Annotated in this window: 9 protein-coding genes; 2 read left to right on the top strand and 7 right to left on the bottom strand. The window is 63.0% G+C overall.

All coding sequences use genetic code 11. The annotated features are described in order from the left end of the window. Positions 1-59 precede the first annotated feature (59 nt). Positions 60-1556 carry an exopolyphosphatase gene (ppx, locus tag CKW09_RS00610; protein WP_095099945.1) on the top strand — a complete coding sequence of 499 codons (1497 nt, stop codon included), beginning with the start codon at positions 60-62 and terminating at the stop codon, positions 1554-1556. Between the two features lie 31 nt (positions 1557-1587). On the opposite strand, the gene rep is transcribed toward ppx, so the two are convergent. Next, entirely contained in the window at positions 1588-3612 is a 2025-nt protein-coding gene (rep, locus tag CKW09_RS00605) for a DNA helicase Rep (RefSeq protein WP_061797944.1), read from the bottom strand. 108 nt (positions 3613-3720) lie between these two features. Between rep and ppiC the strand changes: the two genes are divergently transcribed. Further along, a complete protein-coding gene (gene ppiC, locus CKW09_RS00600; protein ID WP_037401326.1) occupies positions 3721-4002 on the top strand; it encodes a peptidylprolyl isomerase PpiC in 282 nt (93 codons plus the stop codon). A gap of 22 nt (positions 4003-4024) precedes the next feature. Here the strand turns inward: ppiC and CKW09_RS00595 are convergent, their stop codons facing one another. The 6 genes from CKW09_RS00595 to bcsB form a co-directional block, all read right to left on the bottom strand. Then, positions 4025-5500, bottom strand: coding sequence for a M16 family metallopeptidase (locus CKW09_RS00595; protein ID WP_061797943.1), 1476 nt, complete (start codon positions 5498-5500; stop codon positions 4025-4027). Between the two features lie 259 nt (positions 5501-5759). Next, a complete protein-coding gene (locus CKW09_RS00590; protein ID WP_095094981.1) occupies positions 5760-7046 on the bottom strand; it encodes a dicarboxylate/amino acid:cation symporter in 1287 nt (428 codons plus the stop codon). Between the two features lie 248 nt (positions 7047-7294). Beyond that, a complete protein-coding gene (gene hmsP / locus CKW09_RS00585; RefSeq protein ID WP_207205556.1) occupies positions 7295-9301 on the bottom strand; it encodes a biofilm formation regulator HmsP in 2007 nt (668 codons plus the stop codon). 218 nt (positions 9302-9519) lie between these two features. Next, positions 9520-12993, bottom strand: a complete 3474-nt coding sequence (gene bcsC, locus CKW09_RS00580; RefSeq protein WP_095094975.1) for a cellulose synthase complex outer membrane protein BcsC — start codon at positions 12991-12993, stop codon at positions 9520-9522. Then, positions 12975-14087 carry a cellulose synthase complex periplasmic endoglucanase BcsZ gene (gene bcsZ, locus CKW09_RS00575; protein ID WP_061797973.1) on the bottom strand — a complete coding sequence of 371 codons (1113 nt, stop codon included), beginning with the start codon at positions 14085-14087 and terminating at the stop codon, positions 12975-12977. The genes bcsC and bcsZ overlap by 19 nt, the downstream gene beginning before the upstream one ends. Before the next feature lie 5 nt (positions 14088-14092). Further along, the gene (gene bcsB, locus CKW09_RS00570; protein WP_095094972.1) at positions 14093-16381 is read right to left on the bottom strand and encodes a cellulose biosynthesis cyclic di-GMP-binding regulatory protein BcsB; all 2289 of its coding nucleotides are present in this window, start codon (positions 16379-16381) and stop codon (positions 14093-14095) included. Positions 16382-16391 lie beyond the last annotated feature (10 nt).

Here is a 16391-nt window from a genome sequence, read left to right as displayed (position 1 = left end):
CGGCGGAGGGCGGCGAATGCGGCCAACCACGATGCGGCTTGAAAGGCAAAGGGGATAACATGCTCAGTTCCAGCACGCTCTATGCCGCCATCGATCTCGGCTCCAACAGCTTTCACATGCTGGTGGTGCGCGAGGTGGCCGGCAGCATTCAGACCCTGGCACGCATCAAGCGCAAAGTGCGCCTGGCCGCCGGGCTGGATCAGAACAATCACCTGTCGCATGACGCCATGCAGCGCGGCTGGCAGTGCCTTAAGCTGTTCTCCGAACGCCTGCAGGATATTCCCCGGGAACAAATCCGCGTAGTGGCCACCGCCACCCTGCGCCTGGCCTGCAATGCCGAGGCGTTCCTGCAGACCGCCGAGCAAATCCTCGGCTGCCCGATCCAGGTGATCAGCGGCGAGGAAGAGGCGCGCCTGATTTATCATGGCGTCGCGCACACCACCGGCGGGCCGGACCAACGTCTGGTGGTCGATATCGGCGGCGGCAGCACCGAGCTGGTCACCGGTACCGGCGCTCAGGCGGCCCAGCTGTACAGCCTGTCGATGGGCTGCGTCACCTGGCTGGAACGCTTCTTCAGCGATCGCAATCTCGGGCAGGAAAACTTCGAGCGCGCCGAACAGGCCGCGCGCGACATGGTGCGGCCGATCGCGCCGCAGCTGCGCCAGCACGGCTGGCAAATCTGCGTCGGCGCTTCCGGCACCGTGCAGGCGCTGCAGGAAATCATGGTGGCGCAGGGCATGGATGAACGCATTACCCTGGCCAAGCTGCGTCAGCTGAAACAGCGCGCCATTCAGTGCGGCAAGCTGGAAGAATTGGAAATTGAGGGCCTGACGCTGGAGCGCGCGCTGGTATTCCCCAGCGGATTGTCCATTCTGCTGGCGATATTCCAGGAGCTGGGCATTGAAAGCATGATGCTGGCCGGCGGCGCGTTGCGCGAAGGGCTGGTGTACGGCATGCTGCATTTGCCGGTGGAGCAGGATATTCGCAATCGCACCATCCGCAACCTGCAGCGCCGCTACCTGCTCGATACCGAGCAGGCCGAACGCGTCGGCCAGCTGGCCGCCAATTTCTCGCAACAGGTCGCCGGCGAATGGCAGCTGGATACGCGATGTCGCGAACTGCTGCACAACGCCTGCCTGATCCACGAACTCGGCCTCAGCGTCGATTTCAAACAGGCGCCGCAACACGCCGCCTACCTGATCCGCCATCAGGATCTGCCCGGTTTCACCCCGGCGCAGAAAAAATTGCTGGCCACCCTGCTGCAAAACCAGAGCAACACCCTCGACCTGCCGCTGCTGAGCCAGCAAAACGCCCTGCCGCCGCGCATGGCGCAGCGTTTATGCCGCATCCTGCGTCTGGCCATCATCTTCGCCAGCCGCCGCCGCGACGACACGCTGCCGGCGGTGCGGCTGCGCGCGAACAAGGACGATGAACTGACGGTGATCCTGCCGCCGGGCTGGCTGGAGCAGCATCCGCTGCGCGCCGAGGCGCTGGAGCAGGAAAGCCATTGGCAAAGCTATGCCCACTGGCCGCTGCAGCTGGAAGAACAACGTTGATATGACAAGGGCGCAAACCGCGCCCTTTGTTTTACCCTTCGCCTTTGGCCTTGGCCAGCTGGGCGCGAATATTGGCCAGATGGCTCTGGCCCTTCTGCATCCGTTCCTGCGGGCTGACCACCTTGCGCTCGCTTTCCCAGGCCAGGTCGTCCTGCGGCAGCTCCAGCAGGAAACGGCTCGGCTCCGGCCGCACCAGTTCGCCATACTGGCGGCGTTCCCGGCACAGGGTGAAAATCAGCTCTTTCTGGGCGCGGGTGATCCCCACATAGGCCAGGCGCCGCTCTTCGTCGACGTTGTCCTCATCGATGCTGCTCTGATGCGGCAATAATCCTTCCTCCATCCCCACCAGGAACACATAGGGGAATTCCAGACCCTTGGAGGCGTGCAGCGTCATCAGCTGCACCTGGTCCAGCTCTTCTTCGCTTTCGCCTCGCTCCATCATATCGCGCAGGGTGAAGCGCGTGACCACCTGGGTCAGCGTCATCGGCTCATCCAGCTCGCTGCCCTCCAGCATCTCCGTCATCCAGCCAAACAGCGTGTTGACGTTTTTCATGCGCATTTCCGCGGCTTTCGGGCTGGGGGAGGTTTCAAACAGCCAGCTTTCGTAATCGACGCCGCGGATCAAATCGCGCACCGCCGCCACCGGCTCGCGTTCGGCCAGCTGCGCGATGCCGTCCAGCCAGTGGGTAAAGCGCTGCAGCGACTCCAGCCCGCGGCCGGTGAGGTGCTGGCCGAGGCCCAGATCGAAGCTGGCGCGGAACAGGCTCTTGTTGCGCTGATTGGCCCATTCGCCCAGTTTCTGCAGCGTCGCCGGCCCGATCTCGCGCTTGGGCGTATTGACGATGCGCAGGAAGGCGCTGTCGTCGTCCGCGTTGGTCAGCACCCGCAGATAGGCCAACAGATCCTTGATCTCCGGCCGTGAGAAGAACGAGGTGCCGCCGGAAATTTTGTACGGGATGCGGTTCTGCATCAGCATCTTTTCAAACAGCCGCGACTGGTGGTTGCCGCGGTAGAGGATCGCGTAATCGCTGTAATTAGTCTTCTTCACGAAGTGATGGGCGATCAGTTCGCCGACCACCCGTTCGGCCTCGTGGTCTTCGTTATTGGCGGTGACCACCTTCAGCTCTTCGCCGTAGCCGAGCTCGGAAAACAGCCGCTTTTCAAATACGTGCGGGTTATTGGCGATCAGGATATTGGCCGCTTTCAGGATGCGCTCGCTGGAGCGATAGTTCTGCTCCAGCTTGATCACCTGCAGCGCCGGGAAATCCTCTTTCAGCAGCACCAGGTTCTGCGGCCGCGCGCCGCGCCAGGAGTAGATAGACTGGTCATCGTCGCCCACCACGGTAAAGCGCGCGCGGTTGCCCACCAACAGCTTCACCAGCTCATACTGGCTGGTGTTGGTATCCTGATATTCGTCCACCAGCAGGTAACGAATGCGGTTTTGCCAGCGTTCGCGCACCTCTTCATTGCGCTGCAGCAGCAGGGTCGGCAGCAGGATTAAATCGTCGAAGTCCAGCACGTTGCAGGCCCGCATATGGGCGTGGTACAGGCCGTAGCAGTGGGCGAACAGCTTGTCGCGTTCGGAGCGCGCCAGCTCCATCGCCCGTTTGGGATCGACCAGGTCGTTTTTCCAGTTGGAAATGGTGGAAATAAGCTGCGCCACCAGCGTTTTGTCGCTTTCCAGCCATTTCTCGGTCAGCTCTTTCAGCAGCGCCAGCTGATCCTGATCGTCGAACAGCGAGAAGTTGGACTTCATCTCCAGCGCCGCATACTCCCGCTTGATGATCTCCAGCCCCAGGGTATGGAAGGTGGAAATCATCAGCCCGCGCGCCTCTTTGCGCCCCATGGTTTGCGCCACACGCTCTTTCATCTCGCGCGCGGCCTTGTTGGTAAAGGTCACGGCGGCGATGTGCCGCGCCTGATAACCGCAATGGTGGATCAGGTGGGCAATCTTGTTGGTGATGACGCGCGTCTTGCCGGAACCTGCACCGGCCAGCACCAGGCAGGGCCCGGTAACGAATTCGACGGCTTGTTGTTGGCTGGGGTTTAATCGCATGGCGCTTTATTGCTCGACTTTATAACGTGGATGGGGATTGTAGCAGAAAGCGCCGCCGAGATTTAACGGGTATAATCGGCGCAATTTCGCATTGATAAAGGCAATACCATGGCAAAGACGGCGTGCGCCCTGCACATACTGGTGGATAATGAAAAGCTGGCCAACGAACTGCTGGCCAAGCTAAAGCGCGGCGTCAGCTTCGATACGCTGGCGCGCAAATACTCGAGCTGCCCGTCGAAACGCAACGGCGGCTCATTGGGTGAATTCAACAAGGGCACCATGGTGGCCGCCTTCGACAAGGCGGTATTCAGCATTCCGCTGCTGAAACCCTACGGCCCGGTCAAAACCCAGTTCGGTTACCACATCATCAAGGTACTGTACCGCAATTGAGGGGGCCGCAGCCCCCTCAAGGCTACTGCGTGCCGGCGTCGGCCGGCCTGGCCTCTTCCGTCACCACGGCGGGCGCCGGCGACATGATGCCGTTGTAGGTTTCCTGCAGCTGCTTCATGCTCATTTCCGGCTCGCCTTTCGGCTGCATCAGCACCAGGGTCGCGTCCTGAGAAAGCTGCAGCTTCAGCTCCTGATTCAGCGATTCCAGCGTCAGGCCGGACAGGAACTCCTGGCGCAGCTTCTGGTACTGCTCGGGCGCGATATCCACCACCCCGCTCTGCTGGGAACGCAGGCGCTGGCTCATCAGCACGTCGGTATCGGTGCGCGCATAGGTGGCGAACAGCTTGCTCAGCTGATCGTTTTTCTGCGCCAGCAGGCCGTCGAACTCTTCCTGCGACAGCCCGTTGTCGCGGACGTTGACCAATTCGCGGGCGATAAAGCCCAGGCTGCCGTTCAGGTTGTTATTCGGCGTATCCAGGTGAATGGCGCACTGCGCGCGCTGATATTGCACCCGGCAGTCAAAGCCCAAATGCAGGTTCTTCTGATCGCTCTTTTCCAGGGTTTGCTGGAGGTGCCAGAACAGCGCTTCGCGCGCCAGATCGCTGCGCCAGTAACGGCTCAGGCTCTGCGAGTCGCGGATCGGGTGCCAGGGCGCATCCCACATGATCGACAGCGTGTCCTGCTTCACCTGCTCGCTGAGCAGGCTCACCGGCTGCGGCGGCAACGGCGTCAGCGTCGGCATGGTGGCCGGGGTCTCGCGCTTGCCTTTCAGCGGCGAGAAGGCTTTGCCGATCTGCTCACCGAGGCTGCGGCTGTCGACCTTGCCGACCACGTACAGCGTCATGGCGTCCGGGGTGTACCACTGCTGGTAGAATTTTTTCAGCTGATCGATATTGACCGGCCGTTTCACCGGCTGCGCGGGATCGTGCGCCAGCAAGGTCGAGCCCTTCAGGCGGTAGCGCCACCAGGCGTCTTGCGGGTTTGGCGGGAAGGTGCCGATCGGATCCACGCTGGAATTCATCACCGCATGCACCGTATGCTCGTCGATCGCCAGCCTGCCGGTGGTGTCGGACAGCCACGCCAGCGCTTCTTTCAGCAGATCGGGGCGGTTGTTCGGCAGGCTGAGGTTGTAGAGGGTGAAGTCGTAAGAGCTGATGGCCGGCGGCAGCGGCCGATCATTGTCCACGCTCTGCTGCCACAGCGAACGAAGCTGCGGCGCGGTAAAGCTTTCGCTGCGCGCCAGCGCCAGGCGCGGCAACAGATGGGCGAAGCCGATCTGTTGGGAAGACTCCACCAGGGAGCCGGTATTGACCATCAGCCGCAGTTCGACGCGATCGCTCGGCCGCTGGGGCGTATCCAGGATCTGCCATGCAAACCCGTTGTCCAGTTTGCCCTGCTGCCAGGCGGGATCGGGTTGTAGTGCTTCAGCCTGCACGCTGCCGTTGGCTGCAGCCAATAGCAGCCCACCAACTATAAGATGAATTCTGGTGCCCTGCATGTGAACCCCTACTTAATTACTATCCAATTTCTTTATGCAAATACGGATATTCCATTCAATGGAATCATAAAAATACGCCCTGAGTTTCACAGTGGGGCGGAAAGCAGAAAGTGTACCATCCTGTTAGACCGCGCGCCTTTGCGGATGTCACTCATCGGAGTGAAAAATAATGGATAGCAGGATTTTTAATGCAAGAATTCGTTACGCGGGGGAATAAAACGTCACCGGCCGCCGCAGCAGCCGGTGATTCAGGGGAGGATCAGGCGGAAGGCAGCGTTTTGTCGGCGCCGGCTTTTTTGTTGTTCAGCGTATCCTTCAGCTGCTTTTCATCCAGCTGGTTACACCACTTCGCCACCACCACGGTGGCCACGCCGTTGCCCACCAGGTTGGTCAGCGCGCGCGCCTCCGACATAAACCGATCGATGCCTAAAATCAGCGCCAGGCCCGCCAGCGGCAAATGCCCTACGGCGGAAATGGTGGCGGCCAGCACGATAAAGCCGCTGCCGGTCACCCCGGCCGCGCCTTTGGAAGACAGCAGCAGCACCACCAGCAGGGTAATCTGGTGCATGATGTCCATATGGGTGTTGGTGGCCTGGGCGATAAACACCGCCGCCATGGTCAGGTAAATCGATGTGCCGTCGAGGTTGAACGAATAGCCGGTCGGGATCACCAGCCCCACCACCGATTTCTTGCAGCCCAGCCTCTCCATCTTGTCCAGCATGCGCGGCAGCGCGGATTCGGAGGACGAGGTGCCGAGCACGATCAGCAGCTCTTCCTTGATGTAATTGACGAACTTGAAGATGCTGAAGCCGTTGGCGCGGGCTATCGACCCCAGCACCACCACCACGAACAGGATGCAGGTGATGTAGAAGCACAGGATCAGCTGGCCGAGCTGCACCAGGGTGCCGACGCCGTATTTGCCGATGGTGAACGCCATGGCGCCGAAGGCGCCCAGCGGCGCCAGGCGCATGATCATGTTGATGATGCCGAAAATCACCCGCGAGAAGCTGTCGATCACGTTGAAGATCAGCTGCCCTTTCTCCCCCAGGCGATGCAGGGCGAAACCGAACAGCACCGCAAACAGCAGCACCTGCAGAATGTTGCCGCTGGCGAACGCGCCGATCACGCTGCCGGGGATGATGTCCAGCAGGAACGGAATGATGCCCTGCTGCTGCGCCTGCTCGGCATAAACCGCCACCGCCTTGGCGTCCAGCGTGCCGGGATCGACGTTCATGCCGGCCCCCGGCTGCATCAGGTTGACGATCACCAGGCCGATGATCAGCGCAATGGTGCTGACGATTTCAAAATACAGCAGCGCGATGGCGCCGGTGCGCCCCACCGCTTTCATGCTTTCCATGCCGGCGATGCCGGTCACCACGGTGCAGAAGATCACCGGGGCGATAATCATCTTGATCAGTTTGACGAAGCCATCGCCCAGCGGTTTCATCTGGGCGCCGATGTCAGGGTAGAAGTGACCAAGCAGGATACCCAGCGTAATCGCCGTCAGTACCTGAAAATAGAGGCTTTTAAAGATAGTTATTTTCATATGGACATCCTATGGGGGAGACACGCACCAGGCGGCACCGCCTGTTCATCGCTTGCGCGGAAAATAACACCCACATAACAACATGGAAATAATTTGTTGCACCCCGACAGCGAGGTTGATGTGATTTTAAGAGCTGAAACGCGTCAGTCGGGATGCAAGGCTGAGAATTTCGTAAGCCTTTGTTTGCACTAACGCCAAAGAGGTAGGGGATGCGCGCGATTTTTTGAACGCGGCCGCAGCGCGGCCACTCAATCCGCAGCGCGGCAGAACTGGGCTTCAAACGCCTCGCGCGGCAGCGGGCGCGCAAACAGGAACCCCTGGCCGCTGCGGATGCCATGTTCCAGCAGCCAGTCGCGCTGCGCGGCATTTTCGACGCCCTCGGCCATGACCGGCAGGTTGAGCACTTCGGAGATGGCGCTGACGATGCGCGCCATGGCGTCATCGTTCGGCAATCCCTGAATAAAGCTTTTATCGATTTTAATCAGATCGATCGGCAAGGATTTCAGCCGGTTCAGGTATTCCAGGCTGGAATAGCCCATGCCGAAATCATCCAGGGCGATCGACAGCCCCAGGCCGTGCAGTTCGCGCAGCAAGGTCAGCGCCCGATCGAGATCGTCGATGCGTACCGTTTCGGTAATCTCCAGCAGCAGCTTGCGCGGATCGATCCGATACTGCGCCAGGATGCTCTTCAGGTGCGGCACAAAGCCCTCGTGCTGCATCTGGATGCCGGAGATATTGACCGCCAACGGCAGCTGGATGCCCTGCCGCTGCCAGTCCGCCAGAATGCGGCAGGATTCCTCAAGCACCCAGTTGCCGAGCGGCACTATCACCCCCAGCTCTTCCGCCAGGGGGATAACGTCTGCCGGCAGGGTGAAGCTGCCGTCATACTGCTGCCAGCGCAGCAGCGCCTCGGCGCCGATCACCGCGCCGGACGCCATGTCCAGCTGCGGCTGCAGGAACAGCGTGAAGTGACGCTGCTCGATGGCGTGCAGGATCTCGCTTTCCTGCGTCAGCCGCTTCTGGGTTCTTTCCGTCAGGCTGGGTTCAAAAAACCGGATCTGATTCTTGCCTTCGCGATGCGCGGACATCATCGCCGAGGTGGCGCTGCGCAGCAGCTGCTCGGCGCTCTGTTCCTGATGCAGATAGTGGGCGATGCCGACGCTGGCGTTCGGCCGCAGCGCCAACCCTTCCAGGCTCAACGGCGCGTTGATCTCCGCCATGATGCGCCGCGCCAGCTGCATGGCGTGGAAGGGACGCTCGACCCCTTTGGCCAGAATGGCGAACTCGGTGTTGCTCAGCTGCGCCAGCACGCCGTTTTCATCGACGCAGCCGCGCAATTTTTTCGCCAGCGCCAGCAGCAAGGTTTCGCGCATCGCCGGGCTGAGCACGCCGGAGGCCTCATGCAGCGTCTCGATGCCCACCACCAGCAGGTTGAAGCGCTCCGGCCGCAGGCTGGAGGCGATATGCTGCTCCAGCAGGGCGGTGAACAGCGCCTGGTTCGGTAGGTCGGTCACCGGGTGGCGGGTGCTGAGGCGGCTCATGTCGGCATGGGCCTTGGCCAGCGTCTGCTGATTGCGGTTGTAGTTGCGCACCAGCAGGCCGAGCTCGTCGTCCTGATGCAGCGCCGGCAGCCTCAGCTGATGATAGGGCGCCTCCTCCTGCGAAATGTCTTCCAGCTCTTTGGCTATCGCGCGCAGCGGATGCACCATCAGCCGGTTCATGCACCAGGTGATGGATATCGACAGGATCAGCGCCAGCAGCAGGTAGGTCGAGAGCATGGTCGACAGCATGCTGAGGATAAACTGGTACATGCGGAACGAATCGGCCTGCAGCACCAGATAAGCCAGCGGCTGCGGATTGGCCGGCACCCGTTCCAGCGAATAGAGCGGGACGGAAATCTGGATCGGCAGCTCGAACAGCCGGGCGATCGGCGTCGGCACCGGGCGTTCCGGCGGGAAATTGGCGTGCAGCGCCTGAAACTCGTTGGGCAGCACGATATCCGCGCGGGTGAGGATCCCCACCGGCAGCAGTTGATTCAGCACCCTTTTGGTTTCCGGCACGTCCATGCGCAATACGGCTTCCGCCAGCGGCTGCCGCACCGAATGAGCGATATTTTCCAGTTGCTGGGCGTAGTCATCCCTGCGCTGCTGCACAAAATGGAATAACTGAATCACGATAAATATGCAGATAGTCACCAGCGCCACGCCGGACACCGTCGCCATCTGTTTAATCGTTAATGAACGCCTGACCCGCAAACCTGCTCTCCGTGAAATCGGGCTGAAATAAAAAAGGGGGCTGAATAATACCCTCCCCCTCGGACCGGTCTGAGTATACTCGATCGTCTGGTGTTTTTATCTTGCCATACCGCTGGCAGAACCAAGAAAACCGCGGGTTTCAGTCTTTTCCTAATGGGAATAAACACAGGGTAGCAAAACTACCCTGTGTCCGACACTCCGAATCTTGCCGATTACGGTTACTTGAAGTCTGCGTAAGGGGTCAGCGGCTGCGGCGGCAGATCGAGATCCCCCTGCCAGCCGGCCAGAGAATAACGCAGATAAATCAACGCGTGGCTCGGCGTATAGTCTTTCGCCTGCTGGATGTCGATGCCGGCGCCGAGCGTCCAGTGCGCCCCGAGACGCCGCTCGACGATCGCCCGCAGGGTGTAACCGACGCCGGTGGAGGAACCGCCGTCCTCGACCGCAAACTTGTCGGGCAGCGAATCGGGGATCAGCCCCTGCAGCGGGTAGCGGCGCTGGCTGTCGGTTTTCGAATGGGAAAGCGAAACCGAACCGCCCAGCTCCCACGACCAGTTCTCGGTGCGCTGGCGATAGTTGACCGGCAGCGACAGCGACATGTATTGCTGCGGGCTGTAATAACCGCCCTGGCCCAGGGAATAGCCGCTCAAATCCTTCTGATAGTGCCACAACATGCTATTCAGACCGACGGTCACGCGGCGGTTGTCTTCGTTGATCAGCTTGTAGTAATACCCGGCCATCAAGCGTTCGCGCTGGTTATCCGCCACGTTTTTACCGGTGATCCGGTGCGCGCTGAGGTCGGCCCAGACGCCGTGCGCCTCACCGCGATCGTAGCTGCCGCTCAGGCTGACGCCGGTGGCGCGCACCCCGCCCCAGGTGGTGCCGGTATTCGGGTCTTTCGCGCCGCCGAACGCCAGCAGCGAGCTGGAGATCGGCCGCCGCGAAGCCGCCAGCGTCCAGCCGATATGGCGCCAGTCGCCGCTGTAAGCCAGGCCGCCGGTCCAGTCGACCACCTCGAACCCCATCGGCGTGGTGCCGATATCCCCGGCCCAGCGATCGTTTTTCCAGCCCGCCGCCACGCTGGTGCCGGTGGTTTTCTGCTGCTCATCGCCGCTGCAGCCCCGGGTGTCGCAGGTGCCGAAGGTTTCGTAGTATCTGCCGCTGCCGTCGTCGGAAAAACTGCCGGCGTCCAGCCGCACGGTGTCGGTGCGGAAAAACGCCCGTCCGTCGTACAGCGGCATATCCACCTGCAGCATGGTGTCGTGCGCATGGTAATCGGAGATGCCGCCGCTGCCGCTGGAGCGCCAATAGTCGTGATCGAGCGTGACGTTTACGTCCTGCTGGCGATACAAATCCGCCGCATCCGATCGAATGCCCCGCTTCAGCCAGTCATCGCCCGGGTGGTTGCGCGTCAGGTAGGTATAGCCGTCATTATCCTGCGGCAGGCTCGGCGTAATGCCGCTGGCCACCATCGCCTGGCGGTAATCCTGCTGCGCCGGCGCCGGTTGCCGCCGGTCGCGTTCCAGCCGGGCGGCGTCGCGATACACCAGCGCCTTCGCCTGGCCGGCGGGTTCCCGTGCCGCCGCGGTTTTCAAACGCTGGAAGATGGCGCTCGCCCGCTGCGGCTCGCCGACGGCGCTCCAGGCGTTGGCGACCCGCCGTTCCGTGTTGATCGTCCGCGCCTGTTGCGGCGGCTCGGTTTGCAGCCGCCGGCGCGCCTCGCTCAGGCGCCCCTGCGCCACATAAGCTTCAACTTCGCCCAGGCGCGCGTCGGGGTTGTTCGGTTCGCGCTGCCGCACCCGCTGGTAGTCGGCCAGCGCCGCCGCATATTCTCCGCGCGCCAGCGCCCAGTCGGCCAGCAGCAGATCGATGCGGGTATCCGCCGGCTGCCGCCGCAGATAGGCCACCGCCGCCGGCTCATCGCCCGCGGCGCGCAGCCGTTCGGCGTGCTCGAGCGTCGCCTGCATTTTCAGCCGCTGCGCCAGCTCGCGCATATTGTCGTTCCACTGCGCGGCGGGCAGCGTATGCAACTGCGCCAGCGCCTGCGGGTCGCGGTCGCTGCCGGAGAGATAGAGCGCGTAGGCATAGGCCTGCTGGGGATTGGCGCGCTGCCGCTGCGCCAGCCGGCGGAACAGCGCGTCCGCCTGCTGCGGCTGCCCGGCCTGGCGCAAAGTCTGGGCGTAACGGTAGGTCAGCCAGACATCGTCGGGATCCCTCTGCTGGGCGCGGCGGTACTTTTCCGCCGCCTGGTGCCACTGCCGTTGTTCCGCCAACGCCTCCGCCTGTCGCTTGAGCATATCGAGCTGCAGGCCGTCGAGGGTGCTGCGCAGCTTGTTTTGCTGACTGCGCGGCAGGCCGTTGAGATAGGCCAGCGCCTTCTCCGGCGACTGACGCTGATAAATATTCACCAGCCCGCGCAGCGCGCTGCCGTTGCCGGGATCGCGCCGCAGCGCCTGCCGATAGAAACCTTCCGCCGCCGCGTCGTCGTTGCTCGCCACCGCCACGTCGCCCAGGCCAATCAAGGCGTCGCCGTCGGTGCCGTCAATCTGCCGCGCCTGCTGGTACTTCTGGCGCGCCAGCGCCAGATTGCCGGCCTGCAGCGCCTTGTCGCCTTCGTCGATCGCCAGCCAGTAGCCGGTGCTCTTGATCAGGCTGCGCCATTTGCCGCTGCTGTAACCGTCCTTGTCGGCCTCCAGCGCCTGACGATACAGCTTCAGCGCCTGCGGGCGATTGCCGGCCCGCGAATAGGCCTGCCCCAGCGCCCCCAGCACTTCGCCGTCGTTCGGCGCGGCCGCCAGCGCTTTTTTCAGCGCCGGGATCGCCGCCCGGCTGCCGCCCTTGTCCACCTGCGCCAGCCCGCGCACCCGCGCCTGATAGGCCGGATCGGCCAACAGCTTCTGCTGCCGGGCCAGCTCTTCGCGGGCGTCGGTCGCCCGATCGCCGGTATAGAACACGCCGAGAAAACGGTTGAGCGCCGCCACGCTTTGCGGGCTGACCGGCATCGCCTTGACCTTATCCAGCCACAGGTCGGCGGCGTCGCCGCGTCCGGCCGGATCGGCGGCGATTTTTTGCAGCAGGTCATAGGCCTGCGCATCGCGATCCTGGCTGAACAACATGCGCGCCAGCGACATGCGCAGCGCCACGTTGCCGGAATACTGTTGGTCCAGCGCCTGCAGCTGTTTCAGCGCCTTCGCCTCTTGCCCCGGCAGACGCGCCACCAGCCGCCAGTACTCCACCGCCAGGTCGAGCGTCGGCGGCTCGCCGCGGAACAGCGCATCGTACTGCGCCTTCGCCTCCGGCAAGCGCCCGGCGGTGGCCATCAGCCGCGCCTGCTGCAGTTTCTGGCGGGTCTCCGGCTGGGTCAGCAGCATGTTCATTTCCGCCTGACGGTAGGCGCCGGACTGCGGCGCGAGGCGCTTCAGCTTGTCCAGCTGCTGCTGCGCCAGCGCCTGATTGCCCTGGCGCAACGCCAGCCGCATGCGCGCGGCGATCACCTCGGGGTTGTTCGGATCCATCATTTCGAGCCGGTACAGCGACTGGCGCACCAGCTCTTCCTTATTGCCGGCCTCGCCAATGCGCACCTGCTCCAGCAGCCACTGCTCCGGCGCTACGGCCTCCGCGGCGCGCGCCTGCGGCAGCATCGCCAGACTCAATGGGATCAAACCCAGCCAGGTTATTTTGAAGTTGCGCATTGGCCGTCCCAGGAGGGTTGAAGTTCACCCTGACGATTAAAACGATAACGTTGTTGATCCCATCCCTGACCGAACAGCGTCAGCGAGGCGCTGAAATAGGCGTCGTCGCCCGGCGGGCGATCGCTGATGCGTTGGCGCTGCGCCGCCAGCGCCTCGGGCTGCGCGGCCAGCATCGGCAGCATCGAGGCGGCGAAGCCCACCGGGCCATCGCCGGTGGTTTTGCCGCTGGCGGTATCGGTTTTTTCCGGCGGAACGCCCCGCTGCGCGGTCAGCTGCGCCATCGGTTGGAACCGTTTGAGCAGCGCCGCCTTGTGGTCATCGTCGTCCGCCAGCATGCCGGCCCACAGATAAACCCGAATGGCGTCATAGCTGCCGACGTTGGGTTTGACGGTATCCGGCTGCCAGCCTTTGCCGACCTGCCATACCGCCCAGTCCGGCGAGAAGCCGTGCGGCGCGGTTTCCAGCCACAGCCGCTGATTGGTCTGGCGCATCGCCCGCCACGGGCCGTTCAGCGCGGCGAAGCGCGCCAGCAGCTGCGGCGGCAGGTAGCTTGGGTTCAACCGCCAGCGATCTTCCGCCGCAAACCCCACCTTGCCCGGCAGCAGCATCAGCCCCAGCCCCGGAATATCGGCCACTTCCTCGCGGCCGATGCGCTGCAGCAGCAGGGTGCCCAGCGTTTGGTAACGCCGGCTCTGCCACAGGCGGCCGGCCTCGAGCAGGTTATAGGCGATCCACAGATCGGCGTCCGACGCCGAGTTGGCGTCCAGCACCTTCCACTGCTTGTCGTCGGCCTCGCCCCATAGCCAGGCGGGCAAACGGGCGCTGAGATCGCCCGCCGCCAGGTTGTTCTCCGTCCAGCTCAACAGCCGATCGAAGGTCGGCCGATCGTTGGCCACCAGCGCGAAAAACAGGCCGTAGCTCTGGCCTTCCGAGGTGGTGATTTTATTGGGGCTGCTCGGATCGATCACCCGCCCCTGTTCGCTGATATAAAACTGCTTGTACTCTTGCCAGCCCGGCCACTCGCAGGCCGCCGCCGCGCCGAAGGCGCACAGCAGCAGCATGCTCAGCGACAGGCGTTGCAGCATCGCGCTCACCGCCGTCAATCCCGGTCTTCAGGCGCCAGACGACGACGGCTGAAGGCTTTCAGACCGCGCCACAGCATCAGCGCCAGGATCACCACCAGGATCGCCGCGATCGCCGCCAGCAGCACCGGATGAGTGGACAGCGCATGCCAGATGCGTTCCCACCACGGCAAATGGCCGACGTAGTAAATATCGCCGACCCGCAGGCTGTTGACCCCCGATTCGCGGATCACCGCCACCGAGCCGAACACCGCGGCGCGCTTGCCGCTGTCCAGCAGGGCATTGTTCAGCAATTCATAACCGCGCGGGCTGTCGGCCAGCAGCGCCACTATGCTGCGCTGATCGTTAAACGGCGACTGCACGCCGATGATCGCCGACATCGCGCCTTCGGAGCTGACGGTGGTTTTGCTGTCCGGCCGGGCGTCATCCGCCAGCACCTCCATGCTCGGCAACGCCGGTTGGCGGGTGGGTTGTTTCACCCAGCTCTGGGTAGCGTCCACCAACAGGCTGATTTTCTGGTCGTCACGCAGCTCCGGCGGGATGGTGCCGACCATCAGAATATCGGCGTCGCGCTCCCGGGCCTGCGACCAGTCGTCGCTCAGCGTCATCGCCAGCGCCGGGTAACCGGTCTGGGCGCCGATCACCCCCAGCGCATTCAGCAACGCGCTAACCTGCGCCGGCTGCGGCTTCTGATTCACCAGCACCAGCGTTTGCGACAGGTCCGCCAGGCGGCTGAACGGGAAGCCGGCGTTGGCGAAGGCGCGCAGATCCGGCATCGCCATGAAGTGACGGTAACCGGAGAAATCGATGGTCGACGCGCCGTCGATCACCGCATGGTTCTGGGTGAAGGAATAGGTTTCACAGCGCCCCTCGGCGCCGCTGGCCAGCAGCGTGGTGTAATCGAAGTCGAAACGCAGCTGGTTGGTGGCCCCCAGCCGCAACGCCGGGATATTGACGTTCTTGTCGGAGTCGAGCAGCCCCTGGGTCAGCGGCAAGCGCAGCAGTTGCGCACCCTGTTCGTGTTCCGGCACCAGCGAGTAGGCCTGCACGAACTGGTTGTTCAGGCTCACGCTCAGACGCGAACCGTCCTGAATGCGCGGCGCGGTGTAGCGGTATTTCAGGTGCATGTCGATGCCGGCGCTGCGGATCAGGAACAGGTCCGGCGGCAGGTTCATGGTCAACGAGATCGGGCTAGGCTCAATGCCGCTGGTCTGCAGCTGTTCGGCATATTGCTGCAGCTCGGCGAAGGTCATCGGCCGATCGGTGCGCACCCAGTTCGGCGCGTCATACGGTTGGCGCGGCGCCAGCTGCTCCACCTTGTCCACCGTGACATTCTGGCCGCGGAACAGGATGTTGCCCTGCGCGATGCCTTTCACCGCGGTGACCAAATCGTCGTCATCGCGGCCCTGCACCAGCAGCAGCTTGATGTACGGGTTATCCGGGTGGCTGATCATCTCCACCGTCGGCCCGTCGACCGGCGGGTAGTCGCGCAGGAAATCCGGGCGCTGCCGATTGGTGGCGAATACGATGGCGTGCTGCTCGGGCAGCTTGTTGTACAGCGTCGGGAATGACTGGCCGCGCCACTGCGCCTTGCTGCCGAACCAGGAAGCCAGCATGCCCGCCGCGCGCTGCTGGGTGAGATCCGGCTGGCCGGCGAACACCATCGGCAGCGTCAACGGCCGGTTGTCGCGGCTGTCGAAAAACGGCTCGGGGAAGTGCGAAAGTTCATTCTTCACCGGCAGCGTCTGGAAGCGCAGCTTCAATGCGCTGGACTTGCTGACGTCCAGCCACAGCACGGTGCTGGCCGGGTTTTCGCAGATATTTTGATAGTGGCCGACGAACACCAGCCGCACGCGGTTAAAATCGGTGATGTAGCGCGGATCGATCGGTATCTGGATGCGATTGGGTTTACCCAACTGCTCTTTGGCGAGGGTGGTCACCCCCATCAGCTCATCGTTCAGGTACACCTTGACGTGGGATTCGACCGGGATCAGCGCCGGCGACGGCGTAAACTCCAGATCGAGCAGCGCCTGCGACACCACCTCGTCGCTGCGCACGCCGAATTCTATCTGCCCGTCCGGCCGGGTGCCGCGCAGGGTAAAGGTGCCCGGCGGCGGCGCAATCTGCGCAAACGGCAGCTGCACGTCGCGCACCGGCGCGTTCGGATCCTGCGGCGCGCTGATGCCCAGCGGCGCGGTGACCGCCGCATCGGCGGGTGCGGCGACCGGCGCGGCGGCGGTTTCGGCCTGCGACAAGGTACTGATGCCTAAGGCCAGAGCGGTAAACCAGGTTATTTTTCTCGTCATCGTATCATCA

Source organism: Serratia ficaria, from assembly GCF_900187015.1.
GTDB lineage: Bacteria > Pseudomonadota > Gammaproteobacteria > Enterobacterales > Enterobacteriaceae > Serratia > Serratia ficaria.
This window is presented reverse-complemented; position numbering and strand designations above follow the sequence as displayed.

What these genes read in the sequence shown, in the direction of transcription:
- ppx (WP_095099945.1), top strand. Translation starts at nt 60, where the DNA reads ATGCTCAGTTCCAGCACGCTCTATGCCGCCATCGATCTCGGCTCCAAC.
- rep (WP_061797944.1), bottom strand. Translation starts at nt 3,612, where the DNA reads ATGCGATTAAACCCCAGCCAACAACAAGCCGTCGAATTCGTTACCGGG.
- ppiC (WP_037401326.1), top strand. Translation starts at nt 3,721, where the DNA reads ATGGCAAAGACGGCGTGCGCCCTGCACATACTGGTGGATAATGAAAAG.
- CKW09_RS00595 (WP_061797943.1), bottom strand. Translation starts at nt 5,500, where the DNA reads ATGCAGGGCACCAGAATTCATCTTATAGTTGGTGGGCTGCTATTGGCT.
- CKW09_RS00590 (WP_095094981.1), bottom strand. Translation starts at nt 7,046, where the DNA reads ATGAAAATAACTATCTTTAAAAGCCTCTATTTTCAGGTACTGACGGCG.
- bcsC (WP_095094975.1), bottom strand. Translation starts at nt 12,993, where the DNA reads ATGCGCAACTTCAAAATAACCTGGCTGGGTTTGATCCCATTGAGTCTG.
- bcsB (WP_095094972.1), bottom strand. Translation starts at nt 16,381, where the DNA reads ATGACGAGAAAAATAACCTGGTTTACCGCTCTGGCCTTAGGCATCAGT.